The 23,983-nt window shown below is 36.0% G+C and carries 27 protein-coding genes and 3 pseudogenes; 14 read left to right on the top strand and 16 right to left on the bottom strand.

Annotated features, from left to right (window positions below):
* Positions 1 to 9: 9 nt before the first annotated feature.
* The 3 genes from pseB to JOC76_RS25890 all read right to left on the bottom strand — a co-directional run bounded on the left by pseB (position 10) and on the right by JOC76_RS25890 (position 2,386).
* The gene (pseB, locus tag JOC76_RS25900; RefSeq protein ID WP_372442011.1) at positions 10 to 975 is read right to left on the bottom strand and encodes a UDP-N-acetylglucosamine 4,6-dehydratase (inverting); all 966 of its coding nucleotides are present in this window, start codon (positions 973 to 975) and stop codon (positions 10 to 12) included.
* A 2-nt stretch (positions 976 to 977) separates the two neighbouring features.
* Positions 978 to 1,961, bottom strand: coding sequence for a CgeB family protein (locus JOC76_RS25895; protein WP_205181697.1), 984 nt, complete (start codon positions 1,959 to 1,961; stop codon positions 978 to 980).
* 140 nt (positions 1,962 to 2,101) lie between these two features.
* Entirely contained in the window at positions 2,102 to 2,386 is a 285-nt protein-coding gene (locus JOC76_RS25890) for a hypothetical protein (RefSeq protein WP_205181696.1), read from the bottom strand.
* A gap of 157 nt (positions 2,387 to 2,543) precedes the next feature.
* Between JOC76_RS25890 and JOC76_RS25885 the strand changes: the two genes are divergently transcribed.
* From JOC76_RS25885 to JOC76_RS30785, 6 genes and pseudogenes are all read left to right on the top strand, one after another.
* A complete protein-coding gene (locus tag JOC76_RS25885; protein WP_205181695.1) occupies positions 2,544 to 2,753 on the top strand; it encodes a hypothetical protein in 210 nt (69 codons plus the stop codon).
* Between the two features lie 237 nt (positions 2,754 to 2,990).
* Positions 2,991 to 3,293 carry a hypothetical protein gene (locus JOC76_RS25880; RefSeq protein WP_205181694.1) on the top strand — a complete coding sequence of 101 codons (303 nt, stop codon included), beginning with the start codon at positions 2,991 to 2,993 and terminating at the stop codon, positions 3,291 to 3,293.
* Between the two features lie 239 nt (positions 3,294 to 3,532).
* Entirely contained in the window at positions 3,533 to 3,943 is a 411-nt protein-coding gene (locus JOC76_RS25875; protein WP_205181693.1) for a hypothetical protein, read from the top strand.
* Positions 3,930 to 4,514 carry a hypothetical protein gene (locus tag JOC76_RS25870; RefSeq protein WP_205181692.1) on the top strand — a complete coding sequence of 195 codons (585 nt, stop codon included), beginning with the start codon at positions 3,930 to 3,932 and terminating at the stop codon, positions 4,512 to 4,514. Before JOC76_RS25875 ends, JOC76_RS25870 begins: the two co-directional genes overlap by 14 nt.
* A 283-nt stretch (positions 4,515 to 4,797) precedes the next feature.
* The gene (locus JOC76_RS25865; protein WP_205181691.1) at positions 4,798 to 5,256 is read left to right on the top strand and encodes a hypothetical protein; all 459 of its coding nucleotides are present in this window, start codon (positions 4,798 to 4,800) and stop codon (positions 5,254 to 5,256) included.
* Between the two features lie 532 nt (positions 5,257 to 5,788).
* Positions 5,789 to 5,905: pseudogene (locus JOC76_RS30785) on the top strand (LysR family transcriptional regulator); the annotation flags it as partial.
* 334 nt (positions 5,906 to 6,239) lie between these two features.
* On the opposite strand, the gene JOC76_RS25860 reads toward JOC76_RS30785, so the two are convergent.
* The 3 genes from JOC76_RS25860 to JOC76_RS25850 form a co-directional block, all read right to left on the bottom strand.
* Positions 6,240 to 6,830, bottom strand: a complete 591-nt coding sequence (locus JOC76_RS25860; protein ID WP_205181690.1) for a CBO0543 family protein — start codon at positions 6,828 to 6,830, stop codon at positions 6,240 to 6,242.
* Between the two features lie 59 nt (positions 6,831 to 6,889).
* A complete protein-coding gene (locus JOC76_RS25855) occupies positions 6,890 to 7,390 on the bottom strand; it encodes a CBO0543 family protein (RefSeq protein WP_205181689.1) in 501 nt (166 codons plus the stop codon).
* Between the two features lie 476 nt (positions 7,391 to 7,866).
* Positions 7,867 to 8,865 (bottom strand): DUF3231 family protein, encoded by a 999-nt coding sequence (locus JOC76_RS25850; RefSeq protein WP_205181688.1) that lies wholly within the window; start codon positions 8,863 to 8,865, stop codon positions 7,867 to 7,869.
* Between the two features lie 764 nt (positions 8,866 to 9,629).
* Here JOC76_RS25850 and JOC76_RS25845 point away from each other — a divergent pair.
* Positions 9,630 to 10,022 (top strand): hypothetical protein, encoded by a 393-nt coding sequence (locus JOC76_RS25845; protein WP_205181687.1) that lies wholly within the window; start codon positions 9,630 to 9,632, stop codon positions 10,020 to 10,022.
* 183 nt (positions 10,023 to 10,205) lie between these two features.
* Here the strand turns inward: JOC76_RS25845 and JOC76_RS25840 are convergent, their stop codons facing one another.
* Positions 10,206 to 10,451: an immunity protein CdiI family protein gene (locus tag JOC76_RS25840; protein WP_205181686.1), complete on the bottom strand. Its 246-nt coding sequence runs from the start codon at positions 10,449 to 10,451 to the stop codon at positions 10,206 to 10,208.
* 413 nt (positions 10,452 to 10,864) lie between these two features.
* Here JOC76_RS25840 and JOC76_RS25835 point away from each other — a divergent pair, with 413 nt between their 5' ends.
* The 5 genes from JOC76_RS25835 (at position 10,865) to JOC76_RS25815 (ending at position 15,107) form a co-directional block, all read left to right on the top strand.
* The gene (locus tag JOC76_RS25835) at positions 10,865 to 11,431 is read left to right on the top strand and encodes a recombinase family protein (RefSeq protein WP_205181685.1); all 567 of its coding nucleotides are present in this window, start codon (positions 10,865 to 10,867) and stop codon (positions 11,429 to 11,431) included.
* Positions 11,431 to 11,682, top strand: coding sequence for a hypothetical protein (locus tag JOC76_RS25830; protein WP_205181684.1), 252 nt, complete (start codon positions 11,431 to 11,433; stop codon positions 11,680 to 11,682). Before JOC76_RS25835 ends, JOC76_RS25830 begins: the two co-directional genes overlap by 1 nt.
* A gap of 154 nt (positions 11,683 to 11,836) precedes the next feature.
* A complete protein-coding gene (locus JOC76_RS25825) occupies positions 11,837 to 12,052 on the top strand; it encodes a hypothetical protein (protein ID WP_205181683.1) in 216 nt (71 codons plus the stop codon).
* 1,871 nt (positions 12,053 to 13,923) lie between these two features.
* Entirely contained in the window at positions 13,924 to 14,298 is a 375-nt protein-coding gene (locus JOC76_RS25820) for a MerR family transcriptional regulator (protein WP_205181682.1), read from the top strand.
* 47 nt (positions 14,299 to 14,345) lie between these two features.
* Positions 14,346 to 15,107 carry an SDR family oxidoreductase gene (locus tag JOC76_RS25815; protein ID WP_205181681.1) on the top strand — a complete coding sequence of 254 codons (762 nt, stop codon included), beginning with the start codon at positions 14,346 to 14,348 and terminating at the stop codon, positions 15,105 to 15,107.
* A 588-nt stretch (positions 15,108 to 15,695) separates the two neighbouring features.
* Here the strand turns inward: JOC76_RS25815 and JOC76_RS25810 are convergent.
* The 9 genes and pseudogenes from JOC76_RS25810 to JOC76_RS25770 form a co-directional block, all read right to left on the bottom strand.
* Complete coding sequence (locus tag JOC76_RS25810) at positions 15,696 to 16,610, bottom strand: tyrosine-type recombinase/integrase (RefSeq protein ID WP_205181680.1); 915 nt, start codon at positions 16,608 to 16,610, stop codon at positions 15,696 to 15,698.
* A 457-nt stretch (positions 16,611 to 17,067) separates the two neighbouring features.
* Positions 17,068 to 17,331: pseudogene (locus JOC76_RS25805) on the bottom strand (transaldolase family protein); the annotation flags it as partial.
* Between the two features lie 128 nt (positions 17,332 to 17,459).
* On the bottom strand, positions 17,460 to 17,675 hold the full coding sequence (locus JOC76_RS25800; protein ID WP_372442010.1) for a transketolase-like TK C-terminal-containing protein: 216 nt from the start codon (positions 17,673 to 17,675) through the stop codon (positions 17,460 to 17,462).
* A 76-nt stretch (positions 17,676 to 17,751) separates the two neighbouring features.
* Complete coding sequence (gene ulaA / locus JOC76_RS25795) at positions 17,752 to 19,140, bottom strand: PTS ascorbate transporter subunit IIC (protein ID WP_205181679.1); 1,389 nt, start codon at positions 19,138 to 19,140, stop codon at positions 17,752 to 17,754.
* 23 nt (positions 19,141 to 19,163) lie between these two features.
* The gene (locus tag JOC76_RS25790) at positions 19,164 to 19,463 is read right to left on the bottom strand and encodes a PTS sugar transporter subunit IIB (protein ID WP_205181678.1); all 300 of its coding nucleotides are present in this window, start codon (positions 19,461 to 19,463) and stop codon (positions 19,164 to 19,166) included.
* A pseudogene (locus tag JOC76_RS30970) lies at positions 19,460 to 19,612 on the bottom strand (hypothetical protein); the annotation flags it as partial. The gene JOC76_RS25790 and the pseudogene JOC76_RS30970, both read right to left, overlap by 4 nt.
* 64 nt (positions 19,613 to 19,676) lie before the next feature.
* Positions 19,677 to 19,976 (bottom strand): PTS sugar transporter subunit IIB, encoded by a 300-nt coding sequence (locus JOC76_RS25780; protein ID WP_205181676.1) that lies wholly within the window; start codon positions 19,974 to 19,976, stop codon positions 19,677 to 19,679.
* Between the two features lie 118 nt (positions 19,977 to 20,094).
* Positions 20,095 to 20,256 (bottom strand): PTS sugar transporter subunit IIA, encoded by a 162-nt coding sequence (locus tag JOC76_RS25775; RefSeq protein WP_275591417.1) that lies wholly within the window; start codon positions 20,254 to 20,256, stop codon positions 20,095 to 20,097.
* A gap of 309 nt (positions 20,257 to 20,565) precedes the next feature.
* Positions 20,566 to 22,620 (bottom strand): BglG family transcription antiterminator, encoded by a 2,055-nt coding sequence (locus tag JOC76_RS25770; protein ID WP_205181675.1) that lies wholly within the window; start codon positions 22,618 to 22,620, stop codon positions 20,566 to 20,568.
* Between the two features lie 105 nt (positions 22,621 to 22,725).
* On the opposite strand from JOC76_RS25770, the gene JOC76_RS25765 reads away from it, so the two are divergent.
* Both JOC76_RS25765 and JOC76_RS25760 read left to right on the top strand, forming a co-directional pair.
* Positions 22,726 to 22,890 carry a hypothetical protein gene (locus JOC76_RS25765; RefSeq protein WP_205181674.1) on the top strand — a complete coding sequence of 55 codons (165 nt, stop codon included), beginning with the start codon at positions 22,726 to 22,728 and terminating at the stop codon, positions 22,888 to 22,890.
* Positions 22,891 to 23,662: 772 nt separating this feature from the next.
* Complete coding sequence (locus JOC76_RS25760; protein WP_372442009.1) at positions 23,663 to 23,872, top strand: helix-turn-helix domain-containing protein; 210 nt, start codon at positions 23,663 to 23,665, stop codon at positions 23,870 to 23,872.
* The last annotated feature ends 111 nt before the right edge of the window (positions 23,873 to 23,983 follow it).

The raw sequence follows: 23,983 nt of genomic DNA, 5'->3' as shown, positions 1-23,983 counted from the left end.
TCCTTCCGTCTAATATTCGTTTACTAATCCACGCAGTTCATCCACTGTAAGCCACTCACTATTCGTATTACTTACATAACTGAACCCATTTGGTAAGAGTGATCCGTCTTTTAGGTCTTTTGTATCCCACCAAGAGAATTCCGGTTGGATAACATAGTAGGTACCATAGTCTAAAGTACGGCGTGCATCATCTTCCGTGATCATGGTCTCATGCAGTTTCTCTCCCGGGCGAATCCCTATGATTTCAACTTTACAATCGGGTGCAAGAGCAGTGGCTAGATCCGTTACTTTCATGCTTGGGATTTTGGGAACGAAAATTTCTCCTCCCCTCATTCTTCCCAGGTTATCAATTACAAACTGTACCCCCTGATCCAAGGTTATCCAAAAACGGGTCATTCTTTCATCCGTAATGGGGATGACCCCTGTTTCTTTTACCCTTTTAAAAAATGGAACCACACTGCCGCGACTTCCTACAACATTCCCATACCTCACTACCGCAAAACGAGTCTTCTTAGAGCCACAATAAGAATTTGCTGCAACAAATAATTTATCGGATGCTAATTTTGTTGCCCCATAAAGGTTTATTGGATTGGCAGCTTTATCGGTACTTAACGCAATTACTTTTTCCACGCCTCGATCAATGGCCGCATCGATAATATTCTGAGCACCTAAAATATTCGTCTTGATTGCTTCAAAGGGATTGTATTCGCAAACCCCAACATGTTTTAATGCGGCGGCATGGACAACGATATCAACACCTTCAAACGCACGCAATAGTCTCTCCTTGTCACGAACATCTCCAATAAAGAAGCGCATTCTCGGATCGGTATACTCCTGTGCCATTTCATATTGTTTTAATTCATCCCTGCTAAAAACAATCACTTTTTTCACATCTGTTTCTAGAGCTCTACTGACAAATTTCTTCCCAAATGATCCTGTACCACCTGTTACGAGAATCGTTTTGTCTTTCAGAATAGTCAAATTTTATCTTCTCTCCCTTCAATTATGTTAATCATTCGTTGGATTCTATGAGAAAAGGTATGACAGTTCAGGGCTCTCTCCCTTGCTTTATTACTATAATCAGCCCTTTGCCTCTCGCCATCATTTAAAAATTTATGAATTAAATTTTTGCAATCCTCATCCGTAGAATAGGTTATTATTTCATTTTTCGTGTCAAAGTGTGAACCTATATCAGGTCTTGCTGAAAGTAGTTGAAACCCGCCACTAGCAGCTATATCAAAGGTGCGGTTGTTGATACTCTTATTTTCAATCCCAAGCGTATTTATATTTTTGTGAAATTTAAAAGATCGATGGCTATTCAAAATGATTTTGGAAGAATGATATACTTGGTTAACTAAACTAGGCTCAATCCATTTATTGATTACAGTCATTCTCTCTGAATCTCCACTTTTTATAAATCTTCTCCAAAAAGGTCCAGCCAAAATTAACTTATGCCTTGTTTGTTCTAAAAGATAATTCGCAAGTTGGACTCGTTCAGGATATGGATAACCGACTAAACACAAATCATAAAAATAATGATTGTTGGATTTAGGAGGAAAGTATATAGAAGGGTCTGTGCCTAAGGGAAGATGAATTATATTTTTGGCCGGAAGTATTTGTTTGTAATATTCATATGCACCTAAATCTATCGTAAATATAAAGTGAAATTCTTCAGCTAGGCTTATAGACTTGTCTATATAAAATGGATCTTCTGTAAACCAAATGCCAAGAATATGTCCTTTTTTCTTCAAATTATGCAGTAATTCCATTTGAATTTTATATCCTACAAAGACAAGAACAAAATCGGGTTCAAAGCTTTCAATTAACTCAATGTTTTCTTCATTAATTTTTGGATTAATTGTTTTAATGCTATGTCCCAATGAAATAAACGTATCTTGAATTGATTTTTCCAAATAAGGATATAGCCCTGAATATCCAGAAAGAACAAATAATACTTTCATTCATATTGCATCCTCATGTAAAATTTATTTAATCATTTTTTCTGTTTATATCTTTCTTACTCCCATTTAGAATATTTATATTTTATTAGGAAGGTAGTAATCGAGTGAAAAGAAGTGAATTTACTGCCTTCCTTTTTGTGTTAGCTAGAGCTAGAGCTAGAGCTAGAACTAGAGCTAGATTCCGATTCCGATTCCGATTGAACAGTTGCAATCATGACGTCTTTAGCTCTAACGATTGTTAGGTTTTGAGCAATAAAAGGTGAAAGGACTTCTGTTTCTCTTAGAACTATTAAACAATTAGTTAAGTCAACCAATTCTCCAGAGAGAACTTGTCCTTCATAAAGCGTTAATGTTACCTCTTTTCCTACAAAGTCATCGAGATAGCGATAAATCGGATCAGAGCATTGATTCTTTTTATCCCCCAATAAATACACCTCCTTTCAAAATATATATCATCCTAATATATTCTCTTCATAGGAAAGTGACAGGGCATTTCCTATGAATTTTTTAAATTTTAAGCAAATGCTTACTTCAGCGGAAAAATGCAAAAAGCAGCTGCATCACAAAAAAGCATCCAAATAATTGGATGCTAGTACTGGAACAAGAGCAAAGAACCAGTTTTTTAGAGTGACGGAGTCCCTTGCGATACCTAGACGAGATTTTAATCTACGTCATTATCTTAATCAATCTCAACAAAGTCTTCATGACGGAAAAACAAATCATCCTCCTTCTTTGAATACTATAAAAATTAATATGGTTAAACAGGATTTAAAGAAACAAAAAAATAGATAACTTTACATTGAGTACTGTAAAGTCATCTATTTAGACTGGTTAAGATAACCGCATTTGTTGGCGGTACCCCCTTGTCTAGGGTTTTATGACGTCTCTTAGAATTTCATTTTTTTAATTCTCCCTAAATAGGAATCTCTTCGACCTCCAAAAAAAGAGTGGCAAAACGGCTATAATTTTTATCCACCTTGCATTTTTACCAACTGACGTCAATATAAATTGTACAAAGGGGGGAAGAAAATGAGTTATAGACCAACGGTAAGATATCCAGATATTTACAAGGATTATGTAGAAAAAATTTTTAAAGCTACAACGTTAGATCGAAACCAGATCATCCGACTAGCCTTATTTGTTGCAGCGCATTCAGACGAATACAAAGCTATTCTTAAAAAGCATCAAACAACTGACGTCCCTCTCCCCCAACCTGATTGGGAAAAGGATGAAGAACGATGCTGGAAAGATCAAAACTATATAAAAAAAACGGTTCCTACACCACCAATCAAGATTATCGAACAAGGTGGCATAAAAATCATTATAGGTTAGCCTTTTTTAGGGCTGGTGCTTTTCACATAACTAAGAGTTGAAGCTTTGCTAGCAAGCTTCTGAGCTATTTCTTTTGAAATGCCTTTATCTTTACTCATTCGAAATCACCTCACTAGCAGAAGGGTGGCCAATATTAAGAAGAAATATACCTCCTCCCTCTATTTTCAGAAAAGAGAACTCACTTGACCAACTGTCCAACCAACCAGGAGATAGAACCAAAAATGAAAGGGGAAAAACGAATGGGGAAGGAAATACATTTAAACCCGGTTCTCTCTACTTCAAAAAAAAGACATGAAGAACCACAAAAGAGAAAGGTCCGATCAGATAAACTACACGACATAAAAATTCCAGTTACGGAATCTATGGATTCGGTGTTAAGACGCGAATCAAGACGCTTCTGGAATGGATCCAAAACAGCATTGGGAACGGAAATACTAATGTTCGGCCTTAATCAGATATTTGTTTATCCAGACGTCACCTATAAAGACCTTCCTTATACTGTCCATTGCAAAGTAGACCATGAAACCTATCAAAAAATAGGAGAATACGCTGATAATTGGAAATACAGCGTTCGTAAAGCAGCCCACCGAATTTTTATAGAAGCATATAAGAAAAAACAATTCGGAGGATTAGCCGATGGGGAAATATAGCCAGGCAGACCTTTTGAAAGAGGAACTTTCGCTAATTGGCTCCTCTGACCTTTTCGGTCGCTTCCTTCAGAAAATGAATAAGACGTCTACCGTATTATTATCGATAGATGTTCCTAAAAATCTGTTCTTAAGGGCCGAAGTATTTTGCGAGGATATACAGGATCTATCAGAAATGCCCTTTTCACAAAACGATTTAATAAATCTTTTATATAACGACTTTCTGACTTATGCAAAAAAAAATCCCGATCCGCGAATCTTGTTTCGAATGCTGACGTCACTGGACCAACAAGCCGGTCAGGAGACGCACCTGGCGAAGCAAGGGGAATCTGTTTTTAAATTAATTCGTAAAGAGGTACGCCAGGATATGCAAACCTTGCAGCTTCGGATGAGGAGAAAATTCGCGCTCCGCGGTGAAGTGTTGTTGGCTGATATGGAAGAAGTACAGCCACAACATGGATATACATTAGAAAGGGTTTTCGAACTGCTTTATGTTGATTTTATCGATAAGTTCAGAAAAGGCGATAATTCAGCCGCCATTAAAAACATTCTTGCTTTACTTGAGGACAAATAAAGGAGCCGATAAAACGGCTCCTAGGGAATAAGGGATATAAGGCATTTAACGGTTTTATTTTTTCATATCGTTCCTTAGTCGTTTGATAAGTAAAAAAACGTTCGCGGAACTCCCGGTTGATCTTAAAGGTCACCTTTTTTGTTTGCAAATTTGACCTTAAATAGGAAGGTCAAATTTGATTAAGACACATTTTAAATAAAGAGGCCCTTGGGAAGCTTTTTGTACAGGCTTTTCATACTTTCCTAAATATCATATATTAAAAGTTTTAAAGGTGGTGATAAAGATGGCAGAACAACATTGGAGCAGTTCCTCCCAGGCCTATGGTTATGTGACACTCATAGGGTCGGAACCCATCCAGGTTAAACCTGGTGAAAATATAAGGTTTAATCAACATGGTTCCTTGGAAAATATAAGATTTTCCCAATCAAGCGGCGCATTAACGGTATTAGAATCAGGAGACTATAAAATAGAATATACTTTACTGATTGGCGGTCCTGCCTCAACATCGGTATATGGCATTTTCGTGGAACATTCCTTGGTTGATAAAAATCTTACTAACTATGGCATCACAAGGCAAGTTGATAATGCAACTCTAATGATGGTTGGACAAGCAATTTTCCATATTCACAAAAATTCCAAAATACGTCTTAAAAATATTGGTCCAACGACAGATACCCTATTACCTGTTTTGAATGGAACAGGAATAAATGCTGCATCATTATCGATTGTGAAACTTAGTTGATACACCAGTTCTTTATTTTGGGTAGACAGTTCTTTCATTCCAAGTAATAACCGTGTCCATTTTATTGGTCATAGCCGTTATACCAGCAGTCATACACTAATATATCTAACTATATATCTAGTTGTAGCTGTGCCTGTAGACCTTCTACAGCCTCCCTCAAGTCAGGCATCTCAGATACCTCCATAAGCCCTACAAGGGGGGTGTACTGGGTCCCTCTGCCACTCTAGGCTGAAATGGTTACACAGTACGGTTTTCTAAACTCGGACAGGGCTACAAAACAAGTAACCCACCCTGAGTGCAGAGTAGGTTACGGCTAAAAAGGTAGATACCGTAACGAATGCCAATTACGGTTGATTTTAGTATGTTCAACTAAAAAAGACGTATTCCTGTGTTGTTGAGGGCAAGTGCATAGAACCAAAAAAAGAAGAAGTATCACTAAGACACTTCTATGAAGAGAAGAAAAAAACTGAAGGTGAGTATTCAATTTTAATACCATTTTATGGAGAATTATATATAATGGCTTGGACGATTCCCTGATATTTTGCCAGCTTTTAAATCTAAGTTTAAAGATGTTAGAATCAAAATTATAACAGAACATTCCAAAGATATTTTACACAAAGTCATTAATAAAGAGGTTGACTTTGGTATCGCATTTGCTTAAACAATACGCAGGCTTAATCCTGCTTTATAGCCTTCAAGGCTATTCGTTCAAATATTATGAATCGAAATGAAAAGAGATTTTGAATCAATAGATTGTGAATATTTTCACTTAAACTAACTGGCAGGTTAGCACAATAAGAATAGTGTAATTACCCTTATATAAGGCTGTGTTTTTGGGGGATTTATGTTAATAATTGGCTTGAACTTACACCATCTGAAGAGGAAAATCCCAATTTCTCATTTATGACATTGAGGGACTGAGATTTTTTATACTGGAATATCCTGCTTTTAATCCTTTTGAATTTAAAAAGTTAGAAGAAATTTTACCTTTGTTCTAACTTTTTAAATTGCTCTATTATTATCCAACAAATTATTCCCACTATCCAATATATAGGGAAAGAATAGATATGTTTCCACGTTAATTCTTTATAAATCCTTAACCATTCCATAAATGGTTCTGCTAGAAAAGCAAGAAACGCAGAGAGAAGACCATTAAATATAAAGAATCTTTTAAAGTCATTTCCCCATCTTTGGTAAACAAACATAAAAAGGATTATTACAACACAAATATCGTAAGGATATAATTCTGGGTACAAATAAGGAGTGAGATGATAGGGATAATACCAAGCTAAACTAAAACTTCCTAAGGAATCAAGAATAATGGCTGTAATTCCATAAAATAATCCGAATAAAGTGATAAGAGTAATTCTCTTTTTATCAACAAACTTAAACCATATTATTGGTGGAATTATACAGAGTATGACGATTAGCCACCATTGGGGGGATAAGTAGTTATTTTCCTGCCAATAAGTTTGGAGTGTTGCATTACACTTTTTCTGTATATCGATCAATTTATTTAAGGAGATGGAATTTAAAATAGGTGAATTCCATAAATCGAATAACAAATACTCCAATAATACCACACCATTTTATTTAGTATTTTAACGACCTTATCAGTCCCAATAAATAGGTGTTACTTGAAAACAGGAACGTGAAACCAGATAAGGAGAAACATAATGATTGGCACAGACAAAATATACGCCAATAATGGTCGATTATGATGCAAACGAAGCATAGGATTCATCACACAGAGAAATCCAATTGACCACGCATAAGTCCATCCATGATGGTAAACACAGTTTTTAAATGTAATCATACCCAGTTCACAGACCGACCAAATTCCAATCCACATCAGCATGTAAAGAATCCGTTTTATAACACTTTTCCTTTCAGGATAATGGTATAAATACACTAACATGACACTTGGATAAAGTACGAACATTATAAAAAGATTTATAATTAAATGATTTGGCAATATATTTGGTGGATGTGGATATTCCCACAAAGAATAGTTCTTTGTAAATAAGTTGTACATCATGTCACAGCCAATAAAGTATTGAATGGTAGGAAGATACTTTTGCCAATTTCTCCAATCGCCCCATTTCCATGCAACAAATACGGAGAAAACCACCATCGCTATCGGAAACACGTCACATCACTTCATATCTGATAAATTCTTTACGTTGTAGTATACCCTCTATACCTTCCTTGTACTCTTAATTTTTAGTTGTCTGGGCATAACCAACCACACCTTGCAAGAGAAGCGTAACCTTTTTGATTTTGTGTGTTTAACAATATGATATGTTCAAATACATGTTTTTCATCATGTCATAAAGTATGCTTTTTGACAGTAGCCACAACAAGAAAAACCTTACATTATTGGTCTTGTAATTATGGGGGTATTCCATTTGAAAGTTTGTGAAATATTGCACTTAAAGTAACGGGGGCACTACTTCAACAAAGGGGAATGTTTTTCTTTTTGAACTAAATGCAGGATAGTTGAACAAGAGGTGTGTGGGATAAAATAAAACAGCTACCTCTTAAATAAAAGGGCAGCCTATATCTTTAAAATAAATCAACCATATATTTTATCAACATTGAAAAGTGTTCCTATAATTTATCACGGTCCATTGCTAAAGGTGGTTCCTCTAACCAGCCATTCTCTATCATTATTTTGGCTCCGTCTTCAGCAAATGATGCGATTTCTGCTGATAATCGAACATAATCAAGAGCCAAATCTTTTCTTGCACTCGTTGCCATACTTGTCCCGTAATATCCTATACTTAAGGCAGTTAAAGTAGTAGCCATAAACATCATCATTTTATCCGAAAAGGGGGCTGCTTCAGAGTCAGTTACTTCTACATCCCAAGGCAATGATACAGGTAAGCCCTCTTCCTCTAACACTGAACCAAATACCTTGGTGTGTTTAGAAGCAATTTCCTTTCCCCTTACCATAAATTGCTTCACTTCTTTTGATTGAGTTACCTGACTCCACGCCATCATTACTGTTCTCCCTAAAGCGTTTTTTTGTAAATTTGCAAATAAATTTGTAATTTCGACTGCAGTCAAAGGCCTCTTCTTTCCAAATAATCCGGATAAAAAATTGTCACTTTTCACAAAGTGTACTTCTTTTGAGGGAGTCAAAAATGGTGATCGAACGTATAGACCTTTTGATAACAAAAGATTTTTTGAATTCGTATTAAATTTGCTTAGCTCATTAACGCATTCGGTAAAAAAATCATCTAAATCTAACCTAACAGCAAATGTTTTTGCAATCGCATAAAAACTAAAAGCCATCATACCCATATTATGTGTTAAATACATCATTAAACTATCCGAGAATAATCTTGGAGCAGAAATGTTTACATCTTCATCCACTTTAAATCCATTTGGGATTGCATAACCCTCTTTTTGAAAGAGCAGAGATAATTTTGCTAAATGAGTTTCCGATAGTTCTACTCCTTTTTTAATTATGGAGTGTATTTGGCTATCCTCGGTTACCTCCAAAAAGTATGTAAATAAGCAATTGCACATGCTACTGTTCATGTAACTAGTCCAAATTTGTGCAACTTCTGAAGCAGATAGTCTTTTGTTGTGTTCAGACTCCATTAACATTCTCCTCCATCGAATATGTCTTTTTTATAAATCTTCCCTAATTTGAAAATATATATTGGTTAATCGGACAAATAATAAATTCGAAATATAAGAGGAATTTGGTACCAGTTTTTTTTATTGCACCAATAGGCAGATAGTTGAAGAAGAAAAAAGCGTTTAATACACATAGAGTGACTATGGCAATCAAAAAGTCGGGATTTCTCCCGACTTTTTGATTGAAGATCAGTGTTAGAATTTATTATATGTGGTGAATGTTAATTTTTCTTAGGCATTCGTCTATGTACTGTTTGGGCAAGGTATATTCTGGATGGAATTTCTTTGGTGTTTAAGTTATTACCTTGCCCTTTGATGAGTATTATTACCAATAATTACTTTATGTATTAAGTGAACAATATGAACCTATTGTTTAATAAAGGTTACTTACTTTCTCCTCTCGAAAATAGTAATTTTCCAACAAAATAGGGTACCATATAGGCACCCTTCTTGTAATGGATCCCCTATAAATCATGAGGGGAAATTTGGCTCTTCAACAAAGTATATATTAATTTTATTTATTGCTTAGGCTTTTTAAATGAAAATCCAAAGCCACTTTAAACTATATCTTCACGAAGCATCAAAATGAGAAAATTGTCCACCCTTACTCCGATACGGATGGACCCCACACAAAACGATTTTAGTGGTTAAACTTTTGACCTGCACATACATATTACAAAAGAAGAAAGTTAAATTGATACAATTATAAAAGAGGGGAGTTACTTATGAAAGAAGAATTGCATGGTTTTTTATTTATTAATTCGGAGAAGCGTGCGATGGTTAATTTTTACCACAACAGCATAGAAGAAAGAGCGAGAGCGATAGATATTATGAGAAGACATGGCTGGAAGGATAAAAAGACTAATCACCCTTCAGATGTTTGTCTACCAGTTTCAAATATTGCAATCTTTGAATATAACAATCCTAACATAATACTTAAGAATAAGGGCGGTTCTGGTTACTATGTATGGTTTTCTTCCTTTGAAAAAAATCATGAAAGCAAGGAAGATGCATTGAAAGAAATCAGAATTCTAAAGAATAAATATGGTCTTATAAGTCCTGGAGGAAATAATTGGCATGGTGTGAAAGCTTACCAAGAGTGGAAAGCAAATAGATAATTTTTTCTAAGTTATTATTGCAGAAAAAGCACCGACATAAGCTTGAAATGTCTAAAGTAGATTGTGAAAAAATGCACTTAAAGTAACGGGGGCGTTAGCACAATAACTAAAAATCACTTTTTGAAGTTATTTTAAATTATTTATCTTCCACAAATGGGCGAGTTTCAATAATAACACGTCTTTTTAAATATAAGGTTTAAACACAATTGGATAGTCGTCCCCTAATTCTTCTCTAACTCTTGCAGTAAGTATTTCTCCCCAGTCATTATGATTTTTTACACGTTGATAAAAAGCTGTATCCTTCAAACAATCGCCATTTAAATCGACAACTTTTTCAAATGCTGAACCCCATCTGATTAGCTCTTTCTTTAAACCTTCAGATAACGGAAAATCATCAAGGTCAAAATTCCAGCTACATCTAACACACAAATAGGATCTGCAGAAAAATCAGCTTCAATTTTATAATTATCGTGTTTACACTTTTCCCATGACATTGTTGAGTGCCCACCTTGTGTATTATAGATTTTAGAAAATTATATCATGAGATATACTGCCGTTAATCCCGACCTTGTTAAATAGAAAGAAAATGTTTTGGGCATCCCTTCCATGCGTCATTTTTGATGAAAAAAACGACAAACAAATGAAAGGTAACACCATTAGTCAAGAAGGGTTAAGATTTTTTTTTCAGCGAATCACCGTTTAACAGAGTCTAAAAGTTGTAAGTTTTGTACACTACAAAACTATCAGTTTTTTTCTTTTTTTCTTTCTTGTTTTCCATCTAAAAGTTAGTCTATAATAAATGTACAGGAAGTTATATATCTTTTAGACGGGAATGGTCAAAAATGAGTGAACTTGTTGGATATGCACGCGTAAGCACCTTAGATCAGGATTATTCCTTACAAGTTGAACAATTAGAAAAGTATGGATGCACTAAGATTTTTCACGAAAAGAAAAGTGGTAAGAACACTGGTAGGCCCGAACTGAACAAAACCATGGAGTATTTAAGAGCAGGAGACAAATTAGTGGTTTATAAGATTGACCGTTTGGCCAGATCAACAAGAGACTTACATAATATTGTTCATAAATTACAAGAGAAGAACATCGGTGTTGTATTCATTAAGGAACAGATTGACTTTTCAACTCCGGCTGGAAAGCTCATGTTTACCATGTTGGGAGCTATTGCTGAATTCGAGCGCGATCTCATCAATGAACGGACCAAAGAAGGGCGAGTACGGGCGAAAGCACAAGGGAAACACTTAGGAAGAAAAGGACAGGACACAAAGGAAATCAAAAGGGCATTAAAGCTGTTTTCAGATAGGGAACAAAATGGATTAAGTGTAAATGACATTTCTAAACAAACAGGTGTGCCACGTTCAACCATATACGCAAAAGCGAAGGGGGAAAAATAATGGCAGTAGATGATCACGCAATAAACAGTTTAAGGGTTTGGTTTGATATTGCATATGAGGACCTAAAAAAGGAATGGAAAAGCAATGAATACGAAAAGCTACCTGACTGTCCATCCTTTAAAACAGCCTATACCTATCGAGAAGCTTTAAATGTTTTAATTAAAGGTCCTAAATATGTGGATGAGACACAGTTAAAAAGAATGATCGAAGAGGAATTGGAGATTGAAGAGCATTGGGTGAATCAGAAGTAAAACAAATGCTTACTGTGCAAAGTGTTTTCACAAAAGGAAATGCAGCAGCTTCCAGGTATCGAGTATGGTAATTGGTATTGCAAAAAGTGTTTTTCCAGAAGTGTTGAGAGAACATTGGAAATTACCTTGGAATCGGAAATAGGAGGGAAAGTTCGTGGGTAAGAAATTGAAAATTTACAAAGAGAACGGCGAGTTTGTCATTGAACGGATTAACGAGTTTAACCATGCAACAAAACGTTTTTTTGTAACTCAAGACGGACTATTTGACGGGCTAAAAGCGTATAGAACAGGAATTGCTGATTATCAATTAGATGTATCTGAGGAATTATGGGCAACCATTATTAATTTTTTAAATAGTGGCATGGAGTAACATTTACAGGCGATTAATAAACATTAATAATTAAGTTAAGTTTAATGAGTTAAGATACAGGTATGAAAGGACAAGACCTTTCATAGCCCCCCTTAATATATAATTTTAGGCCTTCGATTGTTATATTTAGGTTACGCTCGACAAATAGGTCATAAAAAGAAAAACACATTTTAGACATGTAAAATATGTGCCCTTGACAATGAACCTTGCAGGTGCGTGTTTCTAAGGGTTAAGATCGGGTTCATCCGAACCCTTCACCTATAGGTTACACGCACCTTCTTCATTGTAAAGGGACCTCTTCGCTCACATATTAAACAAATTAGACTGTGTTTTTCTACTGAATTTAATGATTCTAATATGTTTATTTTTTTCTAATTTTTGGTCCAAATTTTACTAACAATACGGTTGAAAATGATCTATAGATAACGATTGGGGGCTATTTTTTTCTTTGAACCCCTAAGGAGCATAGATTATCTTACTCCACTAAAGCACCACTTATCTACAGTATGTTTTTCTACCGTATTTAACGTATGTAATGATACAAAAACCCGGTTTCTAACTTTGTGGAAACAATATATACAGTTATTTTTTATAGTATTCAACGTATTCAAGGATATGGAAAATGGACTTGGGTAATAGGAGAAAGAAACAACCTTGAAGTTTAGTGTGGAAGTGACCTTCTTCCATACTAAACTTCAAGGACAGTAAGCGAAAGCGCGGTAGGTGTAATAGATAGGCTCGTTGCCTGATAGAAAACTGCAGCAGCAGGATCAATCAATTATACCCACAGGGGGATGATAATACGTTTATCTGTGACTACATGAAATCAATAAGTTCTTTCAACTAAACATCCAATTCAAGTTCCGAAGCGCCTTTATGTCATTTGAATCGAAAAAAGCATATAAAACAACAGTAAGCGACCTCGTCAATCCGTACTGGAACGACAAGGTCGCTTACACTATTTCTTCATCCAATTATAACAATCCCTTTCATTTATTTTATTACGTATTCTCAGAACAGCGAAAGATTAGTAGAAAAAGCGCCTCCTTAAGCAGTATTGTGACTCTTTGATACCTAACGTACCAATCGTCCGCTTTCGCCTTACCTACTTCATTGGAATCACCTTTTCCTTAGCTAGATTAAACTCGTCCCATGTACATTTCTGTACACTTCGCCTTTCAATATCGCACTGGACTCACCCTTTTTTGTATAGATTTTAGTTATATTCCCTGTACGACTTGTACATTCGCCTTTCGCTATTTCACTGGATTCACCTTCTTATTTGATGTGTATGTTTTACTTGTCCTTATCATACACGAATGGTCGAATTTTGTAAATACTAAAAATTATTAATTTTCAAAAGTTTCAGATTTTTCATAAATAAATGGTAATAAATTGGGTCGCCAGCCCATGGGGCATCCCAATTAGAGCAGCAACTCTGTGATCAAGCCAAATAGTTACCATATTATTTTATTAATCCTTAAAATCGGGAATTGTAGCAATTTATTCGAAGTTGCCAGAAAATACTTTGAATATAAATAAGCAAAAAATATGCAAAAGGTGAAAAAAAACTTGCATATCTTCAGCTTATTTATAATTTGGGTTATTAAACAAAAGCATCCGTTTAAGTTCACCTTTTCACATTTTTGTTTCTAGTGTGGAATTATTAACGATTTAACTGTTGTGGTCCACATTATATCACTATTCAAAGAAATGTTATTTTCCTTTGATGTTCCTTTTGTGACCATATGTCTGAATTCATAAAATGGTACAGAATAAAATATTCTTTAGTTTTTTTGTTGACTTAAACCACGGTTTAAGTCGTATCATAATCCTGTCGACAAAGAAAGATAAAATTTGGAGGTCTCCAGATGAAATATTGTTCAATTAGCGAAGCTGCAGCAAAATTCAATATTACAGAATCAACGTTACGTTATTATGAAAAAAAGGGGCTACTGCCACTAATTGAGCGTGATGAAGCAGGTAGGCGGTTATTTTCAGAAGATCAAATTTCACTCCTTGAAACCGTTATTTGTTTAAAAAATACTCACATGCCCATTAGTGGTATTAAGCAATATATTGATTGGGTTGTAGAAGGAGACAAAACCATTGAACTCCGACTTGAAATGATGAGGAACCATAAGCAGTTAGTGCTAGATGAAATTTCATTAATGACAGAATCTTTAAAGAGGATTGACTTGAAAATTACGCGTTATACAAAACGCCCCGTTCCAGAAAAGATATAAATTAGTTTATATTAAATGAAGAAAATAATTGGAAAAGAGGAACTAAAATGAAACTTTCAGGAAATACAATACTTATTACAGGTGGAAGTGCTGGGATAGGATTAGCTTTCGCAGAACGCTTTATAAAAGCTGGAAATAAAGTCATTGTTACTGGTCGACGTGAAAATGTACTTCAAAATGCAAAAGAAAAGTTCCCAGACCTTATTACTCATGTAAGTGATTTGAGCAGTGAATCTGAGCGTGTATCATTGTTTGATTGGGTAACTGAGAACTATCCAGAAGTGAATGTGTTAGTAAACAACGCAGGGATTCAACAACGTTTTAATGTGTTAAAAGCAGATACGAAGAACAATTGGAATTATTTTAATAATGAAATCACAACAAACATTGAAGCACCTTTCCATCTGTCTATGCTATTTGCTCCATTTTTCTCTACCAAAGAAAAAGCGACAATCATTAACGTCACTTCTGGGTTAGCTTTTACTCCGTTTGCCATTGCTCCGATCTATTCAGCAACGAAAGCGGCACTTCATTCATTTACAATGAGTCTACGACACCAACTTTCTGATTCATCTGTAGATGTAATTGAAGTTGCTCCTCCAGCAGTGAATACAGATTTAGGCGGAGCAGGGTTGCATACTCATGGAGAACCTTTAGATGAATTCGCAGATGGGATTTTTAAAAGATTAGAAGAGGGTAAACAAGAAATTGGATATGGTACTTCAGTGGAACGACTACGCATGTCACGAGATAAAGTCGATGAACACGTAGCAAATATGTACAATGCAATGAAAAATACAATTGAATAACTATCTTTACTTCATGTTGGACATGAAGGGCAAAACTCGCTGTAGCGAGTTTTTTTTATTATCCATTGCTTTTTCAACTAATCTGCCAGTTTAAGTGAAACTATTCACAACCTATGATTTAAAATCCCTGTTGAATTTTTATTCAACCCTTCTGTTTTTGTAGTATCCCTATGTTTTGTGGTACGAAAAAAAAGGACATTCCGTCTTCTGCCTGAGCCGGTACGTCCTTTTTTCTTTGCCCGCATTTTTGCAACAAAATTTTACAACATTATAGCATAAAAGTGTTTTTTTGTGGGATAGTATGGAGGGTTAAACCTTTTAGCATAGGTTTACCTCCAATTTTGCTTATCGGCTTAATGGAGAGAAGGGCGTTCCGTCTCAGGCATCTAACTCACGGAATGTCCCTTTTTTCTTTGGCGTAATTCGTTCCTTTAAGGTCACACCACAGGGTTGCCATATAAAGGAATTCTTTCTTAATAAATAGCCTTTGCTCCTGATGAGAAAGTATTATTTTTGACGAGTTTCTTCTATATATATGATACGTTTTAATTTAATGTTGTTTGCTTACTTCTTAGATGATCTTCATAATTAAAATTTTGGCATAGCTTCAACAGCATCCGCCAAATCACTATAGGAATCTCTTAAATATTTTGCAGTGGTCGAAATATTACTATGTCCTGCTAATCTTCGAACTTTTTCAATGTCATTATGGGTTGCTTTTAACATCCATTTGCAAAAGGTATGCCTGAACATATGGGGTGTTAATTTTTTCTTCGGTGGGCTGTAACTTTCAATCATCGCCTGGATTCCACGAACCGTAAATTTGGGTGATCGCTGGCTATAAAACACATAGGATGATTCTTCCACATGAGGTTTTTTGTTTGCCATTTCTGCTCTAAAAAGTAACCAGTCGTACAGTTCTTGCCATAAGATATTGGACATAGGAATAGTCCGAAGCTTGCGTCCCTTTCCAACAATCCGAATACGTCGCAATTCCATATCAAGATCGGTTAGCTTTAAGTTGGAAAGTTCATCTACCCTCAAACCAGCGTATGTTAATAAATAAATAATGGCTCGATCCCGGCGATACTTCTCTTCGGGATCTACCCCTCTGCTTTTGACCGGTGTCTTTCTGACACGATTCAAAAGATCTTCAAACTCTTCTTCTGTCAGCCACATGATTTTTTCAGAATCTTCATCAGCTGATTTGACATTTTTAATTTCGACCATCGGGTTATGCTGCAGTTTCTGATCTTTAACAGCCCAGGAATAAAAACTGCGTAAAGCATTTAACCGACGATTTATGGTGGTAATGGCCAATGGTTTCCCTTCTTGTGTATGTAACAACCCATGAATCCATTTTTTAACATCTGTTGCTGTCACAAAACCATCAGGTTGAATATGTAAATCTTCTAAAAAGATAAGGATATCATTCCGATAGGAAATTACGGTTTTTGAGGACTTGTCTTTTTTCTGAAGATCGGCAATATACTCTTCCAGCATCTTTTTCACCTCTTAACTTATATGCTGAGTTTAAACCTCTAAAAATCATATCAAATTGACCCAAAAATGAACATTATATGACAAGTATAACATAGGATTTTGATAGTTTAAATGAATATAACTCATATTATATGCTTAGTTAAAAGTTGTGATTTGGGGTAGCTCCATCCTTAGGGAAAAGACCTCTTAAAAAATAGGAAATTTAAAATTGAGTAATTAGAATTTTTTATAATTCGTCGATACAAAAGAAAATGAATGTTGTATATGAAATGATTGGGTTTCAATTCTTAAAATGATCCTTATTTCATTGATAACCAAATAAATGGTAATCTCTAACGAGATAGTAAAAGAGAAATGAAGTGTTTGCGAGGAGGAATTACTGACAGCTAACATATATAGACATCATAAATTTTGGTGAAAAGAAACAATTATAATTTGAAACCCAATTTCTTATTTTCGTTACTTTCTTATCGCCACCATTTATAGTAATCAGCTCTTCAGCTTGTGCAATCATTTCGTCAGCCGTCACAGCATCAGGAGTTACTTCCGCAGAAACAGATTCAGCTTCTGGGGCGGATTGGCAGATTTCTGCAATACGATCTTCAAATTTTACTCCTTCTTTAGCTACTAAGGAAGGGTTGGTTGTAACACCAGGTAACACACCAATTCTGTATGCTTTTTTGATTTGTTCAAGATTTGCAGTATCAATAAATAATTTCATATTTAAATTCCTCCATTTCTAATAATTTGACTTTGATAAACTTGCCCGTTGATTTTCGGTCAAGAACCTCGGCTTTCCAAGGGTGATCCGCGAACCTCATTTACCGCAGGAAATTCGAGCCTTCTGCTCTAATATAAAAGAGCTTTAACATAGCGAAAATTTAATAGATTTTTAGTTGTTTGAACAACATTTTCAACAGTAAATCCAAATAACTTCATTACCTCGTCTCCAGTCCCAGAGGCCCCAAATGTTTCAATAGATAGCACCTTTCCTTCTGTCCCTATAAATCGTTCCCACCCAAGGGAGATTGCTGCTGAAAAAGTAACGTTTTTTTTAAAGTGCAGGACATTTAATCAATATACCAGATAAAAAAAAAAGCTAAAGACCTGTGAATGGTAGGTAGTTAGCTTCTTTTTTCCTTTAAGCAGCACTCATTTGATTATGTGATTTTTTTTTATCTCGAGCATTGAGTACCATGCTGACAATGATAACCACAATAGTAAAACCTACAATAAGGGTAGTCAAGGCACCCACACCCATTTTACCTATATTCCCCACAACAATACCCGGAATCAGATAGTCCGTGTCCGCAAAAGTAGCAGAAGCACCAGCTCCAAACGAACCCAAAGACGGAATGATAAAGAGTGGTAACCAAGAAATCAGCAAACCATTAAAGAATGATCCGAGCACCGCACCTCGACGTCCACCAGTAGAATTTCCATAAATCCCAGCAGCTGCACCACAGAAGAAATGCCCAACTACACCAGGAATAATCACCGTCGTTCCCAAAGCTAGCATCGCAAACATAGACAGAGTCCCTGTAATGAAAGAAACAAAGAAACCAATCAACACTGCATTTGGAGCATATGGAAAGACGATTGGGACATCAAGTGCAGGTTTTGAATTTGGCACTAATTTTTGAGCAATCCCTTGAAAAGCCGGCACAATTTCAGCCAAAATCATCCGAACCCCTTGAAGCACTACTACAAAACCGGCAGCAAATGTTCCTGCTTGTACGATGGCAAAGATAATAAAGTTCGTACCACTAGAAAGTTTAGTTTCCACAAAGTGAGGTCCCGCAGCAATTACCAGTAAAATGTAAACCACCGACATCACAAGCGAGATTGAAACCGTTGAATCACGCAAGAATCCAAGGCTCTTTGGAATATTCAACTTTTCTGTTGACTTTTCTGGATCTGGATTACCAAAGACTTTCCCAATCCAACCTGAAAGTGCATAACCGATATTCCCTGTATGCCCCATAGCTACGTTGTCAGTGCCCGTGATTTTACGCATAAACGGTTGACAGAGCGCAGGTGTAACCGTGAGCAAAGTCCCTTCAAAAAGTCCGCCCAAGAGAATAGTCATCCAAGAATCTCCCAACCCTGCCGACACAAGAATAACTGCCGCCATACAAGACACATAAAGCATCGCTTGACCCGTCAAAAAGACATATTTAAAGCGTGTGAAACGAGCCAAAAGAATATTGACCACCATACCGACCAGCATAATCAAAGCCGTTGGTGTACCAAACTTCACCAAAGCAAGAGCAACAACACCCTCGTTAGTCGGAACAATCCCAGTCACGTGAAAAGCATGTTGGAACATACTCGCAAATGGTGCCAGAGAGTTAACCAAAATCCCCGCACCACCCACAAGCACCAGAAAACCTGCAAAGGTTTTAACCGTTCCTTGAATCACAGCTGTCGCTGGCTTTTTCTGCAATAAAAGACCAAGCATTGCAATCAACCCTACCAAAAGCGCGGGTGTTGTTGCAACAGAAACTATAAAATTAAGCACGCCATTCATTATTTATCGCTCCTCTTCTCCACTTAACCATGGTTAATCCCATGACGCTCCAGCACACCATTCACTGCTTCACGCGCCACTTCTTTGTCAATAATTGATGCCAATGGCACAATTTTTTCTGCTGGAATATTAGGTAAAGCCGTCACCAAAGTTGCTTCTACAAAAAAGTAATCCGCAGCCTCTGGTGTAGCTGAACCCACATCCATGTGATCCAGTTGAAATTCATTCACATCCAAACCTTCTTCTTGCAAAATCGCCTGTAGATTCATTTGAACCATAAAACTTGTTCCAAGACCTGATTGACATACACATGCAAATTTCATATTATTTTTCTCCTTCTTCTATTAAAAGTATTTGTTCTACTCCTGCGACAGTAGTCGCTGTTAATAACCGTTCCTTGAATCACAGCTGTCGCTGGCTTTTTCTGCAATAAAAGACCAAGCATTGCAATCAACCCTACCAAAAGCGCGGGTGTTGTTGCAAAGAAACTATAAAATTAGGTACCCCATTCATTATTTATCGCTCCTCTTCTCCACTTAACCAAGGTTAATCCCATGACGCTCCAGCACACCATTCAATGCTTCACGCGCCACTTCTTTGTCAATAATTGATGCCAATGGCACAATTTTTTCCGCTGGAATATTAGGTAAAGCGGTCACCAAAGTTGCTTCTACAAAAAAGTAATCCGCAGCCTCTGGTGTAGCTGAACCCACATCCATGTGATCCAGTTGAAATTCATTCACATCCAAACCTTCGTCTTGCAAAATCGCCTGCAGATTCATTTGAACCATGAAACTTGTGCCAAGACCTGATTGACATACACATGCAAATTTCATACTATTTTTCTCCTTCTTCTGTTAAAAGTATTTGTTCTACTTCTGCGACAGTAGTCGCTGTTAATAACCGTTCTAGCTGTTCCTTGTTGGACAAAATTTTTGTGAGCGTCGATAAAGCTCAAAGGTGAGTTTCATTATCAATCGCAGCTAATACAATAAAGATATTAATCTCATGCTTAGGATCCTCCATTAGATATACAGGATGTTCGCATTTCAAAAATGACATGCCCAACTGATTGACTCCATCTTCTGGCCTAGCATGTGGCAAAGCAATCCCCAACCCTAGGTCTATAGGATTTCCGTAATATTATAGCTTAAAGTATTTTTTGAGACGATGGTTTCACAAAGCCTGGGAGATTAAAGTCCTTTAATAACTGATTATACAACTCATTTTCTTCTTCCATCTCTGGAAAAACGGACATTAGATAGACTTTTTTGTCTGATTTGACAGGCACAGTTGAAAAAACTTAACATCAGCAAAAACGGTACAGGCTGACATTTTTATTGGAGCTGCGGATATTGTAGGACATCTGTAATAAAACTGCTTCCTAATCAATTCTCACAAACAACCATATTTTCATATTTTTTCCTACTCCGAATATTTATGAATGTGATCTAATAGTACAGATTTGTCTGAACTCTGCAAAATATCCTCGATATTAGATGGTTCCCCAAGTAATTGCGTTAACTGAACTAATGCACGCAAATGTGACTCACTATCTACAGCAGCCAATACAATAATAAGTCGAACAGGTTTATCTTGTGCAAAATCTACTGCTTCATCGAGTCTCAAAAGACTCATAGATAAAGAGCGTACTCCATGCTCAGGGCGTGAATGAGGAAGTGCTACACCTGGCGTAATAACTACGTATGGTCCATTATCTTCAATTGATTGAATCATAGCTTCGACATAGCTTTCTTCTACTGTTCCTAATTCTACAAGAGGTTGTGATGCGACTCGAATGCCTTCCTTCCAATCAGAAACACGTGACTGGAATTGAATAGTTTGTGATGTGAGTAATTCTTCTAACACTGGTTTCTCTGCCTCCCCAAATGAATGCTTGTTTATTTGTTGTGTTTGAATATAGATGTGTGATTGAAGAGCTTTTTCAAGTTGACTTGGTTCATGAATTGTTGCAAATTGAGAAATAACTTTTAACAAGGAAGTAACATCCAAGTTTTGCGTTGTAATTCCATACAACTCTTGCATCACTTGCTGACGTAGTTTTTGCTTGTCCTGCGAATCTAAAATAGGCGGTACTACAAATAGTGTAGCTTTTGTTCTAAGGTGTACAGTTGAAAATACTAAATCATATGATAAAGGATAATTGGCTGTATCTCGAACGGATAAAGCATCTAAGAATAAAATATCCGGGAAAATTTCCCTTAAGGTATAGGCTAAGATATTACTAATACCAACCCCATTTGGACATACAACGATAGCTCGCTTTCGATCGTCTAATGTAGTTCCTTGTCTGCGAAGCCATCCTCCAAAGTGGATGGTAAAATACGCTACCTCATCTTCAGGAACGGAATAACCTATCGCTCTTTCTACTGGCAACAAGGATTTTTTCGTAAGATGATATAGTTCGGGATACACCTTTTCAACCCGCTCAGTCATTGTATTTATAAGAGAAATATGATACTGCATACGATAATACGCAGGTCTAAAGTGAACATACAGTTGTTGATAGAACAAATCCTTGTTGTGCAATTGTATGCATGCTAACCTTTCAAACTCTTCCACAATTTCTCGCATGAGTTCTTGAATAACCTCATCCTCTTGTAACGGAGATACATCTCTTGTTCGGTTCATGCTTAATAGATGTAAAGTTGCATACAATCGTTCTGTTTGATTCCAAACGGATTGAAAGGCATTCGTCTGTGTCATTTGTTCAACCAGTTTGTATTCCTTAGTAGAAGTCAACTCTTCCGAACTATGAAAAGAGTGCAATGTTTCTCCTTTTCCAATTAGCTGGTCAGTACATAAAAACAGATAGGTGAGCTCTTGCAGTCGTTCATCGGTATATGTGATACCTAATTTTTGTTCTATCTGCTCCAATTGCAACTGTATAGAACGAATTTTTTCTTCATGATCTCCCCACATACATTCAATAATCAGATTGCTACTTGTACTATGCAATACATCATGTATGAGTTGTTCTAGTACGTATCTCTTTGTGTTACTATCGCCTTTTATCAAGTAGCCATTCTGCTTAGAATATTGAATTCGCAGTTGAAATTCGTTCACTTTTTCCTTAAGCCGCTGTAAATCCTTCAATACCGTATTGCGAGAAGCTCCTGTAATATACTGGAAGTGATATACTGACAATGGCTCCCCACTAAGTAATAGCATAAGATAAACGACCTTTTCTCGATCCATCTCAGAAAACACATAGGTGCGTTTAGTTAGATTTACTTGCAAATCCTCATCCCGAATTTTATCAGATAAGTAATATCCAACTTTCCGATCATAGCCAATCAGTTGATATCCATGAGATTGAAGCCAATCATTAGCTTTTCCTATACCATATTGAAGTTGTCTTCGAGTCAGATCAGTTTGTGCTTCAAGTTCGCTCATCTTCAGAGGGGATGATTGTTGTAATAGTCGTAGTATGTTAGCACTTCGTTCTTCTAAAAGCATCTTTTTGTCCTCCTCTGTCTTTACAATACATTACCTTTTGTGAAAACTGTATTGTTTTTGCGTCCTTTTATTGTTGAATGTTCTGCACAACAATAAACTCTTTACGTGGGTATTAAGCGTTGGAACGGTTATTTCATTAAGCTGTTAACCATTAGAGCAGGTGGTCCGAAAACCATATCTGAATTAAAAGCGGTCGGCATTGTGATTACCTTTATGTTAGAAAATATCATTTCCCATCCCTTATCAGACCAAACGATTGGTATGAAATGATCTTTATTTCAACAATCATTTTTGCGTTTTTATATATAGTTAGGAGGCATTAAAATATTCAGATAACTTAGAGGATCGATTTCCCCTTCTGTTTACCGGTATGCTTCTTCTCTATTTCGTTGTGATTGCAACTTGTTATATTTATCTAGTAATATTTTCATATACATCAAATCTACCTTTATATGGAATATTTGTTATTTATTTTCTTAACTATATAAATCTATCTCAAAAGGTCAATCATATTTTTGGGATATCTCGATAATGTTTGAATAACCTTTTTGGACTCCATGAACGTTGATTTTATAGGGGGCATGTAACTATCCTGAAAGGTGTCCTTTTGATACAGATAAAAAGTCAGCTTTTAAAATTTACCTAAAATAGTAAGGTGCATTATATGGTGATTTTCTGAACAAACATGTTTGTAGTAATCCTTATACAGAAATATATATAAGTATCGTTTAAGGAGAGGCCAGATTCTAGACCATCACTTTTAAAGAATATCGGTAAAGTTCAGAAGACATTGTGAAGAAATGTACTTAAGCTAAATGGCAGGTTATTGGAAGAGGAGAAATTTCGCTATTATATCGTTATTGGCTCAAAAAGCTAAAAAATAAGACTAGGATTGTAAACCAGTCTCGTAATAAGTCATATATGTCTCTTTCCACAATTTCGTCTAAAGAACATTTCAAAAAATTATCAACAGTGTTTGTCCAATCAATTTTTTATTAAGTTGCATTTTCTATTATAGATACAATCCAAGGAGATGCGATTTATGGAAAAATCATTTCTCACCGCCCGAGAAAGGAAAGTATTCGATTTATTGATAAAGGGGAAAACCACAAAAGAAGTTGCTAATATACTTTTAATTAGTGAAGCTACTGTACGTAGTCACGTTAGTAACGTTTTAAAAAAACTAAACGTAAAAGAAAGAGCACAGGCTGTTTATGAATTAATAAGATTGGGGGAGTTCTCATTACAATAATTAGATATTCTTGTTCCACTACCATGAAAATTAACTTCTGTAAGGACCGAAAAATGGCAACACTTAAATAGACGCAGCTCATTCAACTTTTTTAAAAGGGTAGGAGCGTCT

This window comes from Neobacillus cucumis, assembly GCF_016908975.1.
Classification (GTDB): domain Bacteria; phylum Bacillota; class Bacilli; order Bacillales; family Cytobacillaceae; genus Neobacillus; species Neobacillus cucumis.
Note: the sequence above shows the minus strand (reverse complement) of the source record. Positions and strands in the feature narration are given on the sequence as shown.